Raw genomic sequence first — 4842 nt, 5'->3', positions numbered from 1 at the left:
GCGTCGGCGGCAGCTCGGAAGGCGGCGGCGGCGGTTCGGCCGCCGGCGGCTCTGGTTCCGGCGGCGCAGTAGGTTCCAGCGCCGGCGGGGCGGCGGCCGGAGGGGCCGGCGTGTTCAGCGTCGAGCGCAGGTACCAGTTCTCCTCGCTGCCGGCGCTGACGCCGCCCTTGAACAGATAATATTCAAAGGCACCGGCGGCGACCGGGGCGTCGAGCGCGAATGTCGTGGCGCCCGAGGTGGCGCCGTTGATTGCCTGGACGACCATGATGCCGTCCTGCGTGGTCGCAGCCCCCGCGCCGCCGAGATTGACCACGGAGATCCCGGTCGAACCGGAAGCCGTTCCGCTCGACAGGACCAACTTGTCGGATGCGGAGGAATCGTCACCGAGCTCGGTCTGGATAAGCAGCAGGCCACCCAGGCCGACATAGTTGCCCGAAATCGTCAGGCTGTCGGTGGCACCGGTGCTGCCATTGGTCAGGTCGATGCGGCCGGCATTGGTGACCTGCGCCAGCTGGCCCGCCGTAAAGGCCTGGATCGCCGTGTTGAAGCCGCCGCCATAAAGCGTGCTCGCGGCATCGACACTGAGCGAACCTGTGCCGGTGCCGCTATCGCCGAGCACCAGATTGCTGTCCATCGTCAGCTCGGTGTCGTTGGTGGCGTCGATGCTCTCCCAGTTCTGGAGCCGGCTGACCCCATCCAGTTTGACGTTGTCCAGGGTCAGCGCATCGGTGCCGAGGCCGCCTGATATGGCATTCGTGGCACCGAGATTGGCGTTGGTGAGGTTGCTGAGCCTGGCGGTGTCGTTGTCGCCGCCGAGATCGACGTTGCCATAGATGATGCCACCACCGTTCCAGACGAAATCGTCGGCGCCAAAACTCATCAGTATATCGCCACCGACCGTGCCCCCGGTGACCGTGACGCTGTCATTGCCGCCGCTGACGCTGATGTTGCCGCCGATGGTGCCGCCCGACAGGATGATCGTGTCCTTGTCGAAGCCGGTGACGAGGTTGCGGTCGATGGTGCCGCCCGACATGTTGAAATAGTTCTGGTCGAGCTTCATGTTGACGCGGCCGATGCGGCCGCCGGTCATCACGGCGTGGTCGCCATCGTCGAAGAAATCGACGATGCGGCCGCCGGTCATGGTGAAGGTGTCGAGGCCGTCGCCCTGGTTGAGCGAGCCGATCTGGCCGCCGCTCATGTTGAAGTCGTCGATGCCGGCGCCCTGCTGGACATTGCCGGCGACGGTCCCCGCGCCAATGGTGAAAAAATCCGTGCCGCCACCCTGATCGACGGTGCCGGTGATGGTGCCGGACTGCATGTCGATGCGGTCCGTGCCGACACCAAAGGTAACGTTGCCTGATATCTGCCCGGTGCCGCCGGCGGGAAAATTCAGCGTGTTATCGCCATCGGCATCGGTGAGGCTGCCGCCCGAGTCGCCGCTATCGCAGGTGTAGACGGTATTTCCGGCGATTGGGCCCAGCACGCATGCGGCAAACGCAGCTGAATTGGGCAGCAACGCAAAGGCCGTAGTTGAGAGGATGCTAATAAGCCAAGGGTGTAGCGGATGCGGCTTTCGCCGTGGCGAAGCAACTGTCACCTGCGCATCCTCCGAACGACTGTTCGGAAGCGAGTTCTTCATATGCCACATCGCGTCCCCTCTCGATTCGCGATTTCCAGCCCCCGCCAGTCGCCGTAATGAAGACACAATTCATTCGATTTTACAAAGCCTAATCTGCCCCGCATGGTTGCTAAACTGCAAAGACTACTGAAATGATCTGGCGTAGCGCGCGGTTGGCGTGTCCGTGGCCCATGCTTTAGGATCGGTTTGGGCCGAAGGATCGAGGCCCTGTCACGGATCGATGAAAGGACATCGCATGGCAACCAGGGACGCATTCGGCCTGACGCTTTCGGGTGCAACGGAGGCGGGGTTCGCCCCCTACAGCCAGGCAGTGCGCGAACTGCAGTGCTTCATCGGCGATCCCGTGGCGTCCATCGACCACGCCATCGCGGAAGATCCCGGCTTCGTCATGGCGCATGTCTTCAAGGGCTATCTGTTCGGCCTCGCCACCGAGCGGGAGGCGACAGCGGTGGCCAAGGCTTGCCATGAGGCGTCACTGCCGCTTGCCGCGACCACGCGCGAGCGGGCGCATGTCACAGCCCTGGGTCATCTCGCCAACGGACGCTGGCATCAAGCCAGCCGCATTCTCGAGGACATCGCCATCGAGACCCCGCGCGACGGGCTGGCGCTGCAGGTCGGCCACCAGATCGATTTCTTCACCGGCAATGCACGCATGCTGCGCGACCGCATCGCACGCGCCCTGCCGTCCTGGCAAAGCGGCATGCCCGGCTACCACGCCATGCTCGGCATGCACGCCTTCGGGCTGGAGGAAATGGGTGACTATGTCAGGGCCGAGCAGCTTGGCCGCGCGGCGGTCGACATCGAGCCGCGCGACGGCTGGGCGCAGCATGCCGTCGCCCATGTTATGGAGATGCAGAGCCGGCAAAGGGATGGCATCGCCTGGATGCAGGCCAACCCGGAAGCGTGGACAAGGGAGAGTTTCCTGCAGGTCCACAATTGGTGGCACCTGGCGCTGTTCCACTATGATCTCGGCGAGACCGACGCGGTGCTGGCCCTCTATGACGGCCCCATCTACAGCGTGCAATCGACGATGGCGCTCAACATGGTCGATGCCTCGGCAGTCCTGTGGCGGCTCGCCCTCGGCGGCGTCGATGTCGGCGACCGCTGGGCGGCGCTCGCCGCCAATTGGCATAAGGCCGGCGCCGGCAATTATGCCTTCAACGATGCCCACGCGATGATGGCCTTTGTCGGTGCAGGGTTAGATGCGCCGGCCCTCGCTTTGCTTGAGGCTCAGCGCGAGGCCATGCGTGGCAGCGACGACAATGCGGCTTTCACGCGGGATGTCGGCCATCCGCTGACGCTCGCCGTCAAGGCATTCGGTGAGGGCAATTACGCCGAGACCGTGCGCCTGATCCGGCCGATCCGATCGATCTCCCATCGCTTCGGCGGCAGCCACGCCCAGCGCGATGTTATCGACCTGACGCTGATCGAGGCAGCGTTGCGCGCCGGTGACGGTGCGCTGGCCAGGGCGCTCACGGCCGAGCGTTCGATGGCGCGGCCCGACAGTCCGCTGTCAGCGCTGTTTGTGCGACGCGCCGCCGATTTGTCGGAGAATTGACCCGAAGCGGATCTTGTTTTAAAAACTGGCCAAGTCAGATTTTTTCGAGACCCGAAAAAATTAACTGGCGTGGGAGGAAGACATGTATCTGGGCCTCGATCTCGGAACGTCGGGCGTCAAGGCGCTGCTGATCGATGCCGGGCAAACCGTCATCGGTTCCGGCCATGGTTCGCTTGATGTTTCACGGCCGCATCCCGGCTGGTCGGAACAGAATCCCGAGCACTGGATCCGGGCCTGCGAAGACGCAATTGCCGAGCTCAAATCCTCCCATCCGGATGAACTCGCGGCAGTCAAGGGCATTGGCCTGTCCGGGCAGATGCATGGCGCCACGCTGCTCGACGCCGCCGACAAGGTGCTGCGTCCCTGCATCCTGTGGAACGACACGCGCAGCCATGCCGAGGCGGCTGTCCTCGATGCCGATCCGCGCTTCCGCGCTCTGACCGGCAACATCGTCTTTCCCGGTTTCACCGCGCCGAAACTTGCCTGGGTGAAAAACAACGAACCCGCTCTCTTCGCCAAGGTCGCAAAAGTGCTGCTGCCCAAGGATTTCCTGCGGCTCTGGCTTTCGGGCGAACACATTTCGGAGATGTCGGATTCTGCCGGTACCTCCTGGCTCGATGTCGGCAACCGGCGCTGGAGTACGGACCTGCTCGCAGCGACGTCGCTCGACGAGGAGCAGATGCCGTCGCTGGTCGAGGGTACGCACAAGGCAGGCGCGCTGCGCAGCGAATTGGCATCGAAGTGGGGCGTCCAGGCCGGCATTCCGATCGCCGGCGGCGCCGGCGACAATGCGGCCTCGGCCTGCGGCATGGGCACGGTCGGCGCCGGCCACGCTTTCGTTTCACTCGGCACATCGGGCGTGCTGTTTGCCGCCAACGCTTCCTACCTGCCCAACCCGGCTAGCGCGGTTCACACCTTCTGCCACGCCCTGCCGAACACCTGGCACCAGATGGGGGTCATCCTGTCGGCGACGGATTCGCTCAACTGGCTGTCCGAAATCACCGGGAAGAGCGCCGGCGAATTGACCACTGAGCTCGGCGATATATTGAAGGCGCCGAGCGGCGTGTCCTTCCTGCCTTATCTCTCGGGCGAGCGCACACCCTACAATGATGCCGCCATTCGCGGCGCGTTCACCGGGCTGGCGCATGAATCGAGCCGTACCGTGCTGACCCAGGCCGTGCTGGAGGGTGTAGCCTTTGCCTTCCGCGACAGCCTCGAAGCCCTGGCCACGGCCGGCACGAGTTTGACGCGGGTGACGGCGATCGGCGGCGGCTCGCGCTCGCACTACTGGTTGAAGGCGATTGCCACCGCGCTTCAACTGCCTGTCGACATTCCCGCCGACGGCGATTTCGGCGCCGCCTTTGGTGCCGCACGGCTCGGCCTGATCGCGGCGACGGGTGCCGATCCGCTTGAAATCTGTACGGCACCGAGGACCGATGCCACGATCGAACCGGACGCGGCGCTCGGCGGCGCCTATGCCGATGCCTATCAGCGCTACCGGGCGCTGTACCCGGCAATCAGGGCTGTAACCGCGTGAGTCAGTGCGAGGCGCCCCCCTCTGCCCTGCCGGGCATCTCCCCCTCTAGGGGGGAGATGCCCGGCAGCGTTGACGGCTTTACTCGTCTTGCAAGGTTGATAATTAGCG

The 4842-nt window shown here is 64.5% G+C and carries 3 protein-coding genes (1 of these 3 only partly in view); 2 read left to right on the top strand and 1 reads right to left on the bottom strand.

Features of this window, described 5'->3' with window-relative positions; all coding sequences use genetic code 11:
* A protein-coding gene (locus tag EOC06_RS18345; protein WP_128308444.1) for an autotransporter outer membrane beta-barrel domain-containing protein crosses the window boundary here: on the bottom strand, nt 1-1648 show its 5' portion. Its footprint begins 1157 nt before the window's first position; 1648 of the gene's 2805 nt are visible here — the first part of the coding sequence; it begins with the start codon at nt 1646-1648; its stop codon lies off the left edge, out of view.
* Between the two features lie 226 nt (nt 1649-1874).
* Between EOC06_RS18345 and EOC06_RS18340 the strand changes: the two genes are divergently transcribed.
* Nucleotides 1875-3197, top strand: a complete 1323-nt coding sequence (locus tag EOC06_RS18340; RefSeq protein ID WP_128308443.1) for a tetratricopeptide repeat protein — start codon at nt 1875-1877, stop codon at nt 3195-3197.
* 82 nt (nt 3198-3279) lie between these two features.
* Nucleotides 3280-4734, top strand: a complete 1455-nt coding sequence (xylB, locus tag EOC06_RS18335) for a xylulokinase (RefSeq protein WP_128308442.1) — start codon at nt 3280-3282, stop codon at nt 4732-4734.
* Nucleotides 4735-4842: the final 108 nt, after the last annotated feature.

Source organism: Mesorhizobium sp. M7A.F.Ca.MR.362.00.0.0 (assembly GCF_004023175.1).
Classification (GTDB): Bacteria; Pseudomonadota; Alphaproteobacteria; order Rhizobiales; family Rhizobiaceae; genus Mesorhizobium.
This window is presented reverse-complemented; position numbering and strand designations above follow the sequence as displayed.

What these genes read in the sequence shown, in the direction of transcription:
- EOC06_RS18340 (WP_128308443.1), top strand. Translation starts at nt 1,875, where the DNA reads ATGGCAACCAGGGACGCATTCGGCCTGACGCTTTCGGGTGCAACGGAG.
- xylB (WP_128308442.1), top strand. Translation starts at nt 3,280, where the DNA reads ATGTATCTGGGCCTCGATCTCGGAACGTCGGGCGTCAAGGCGCTGCTG.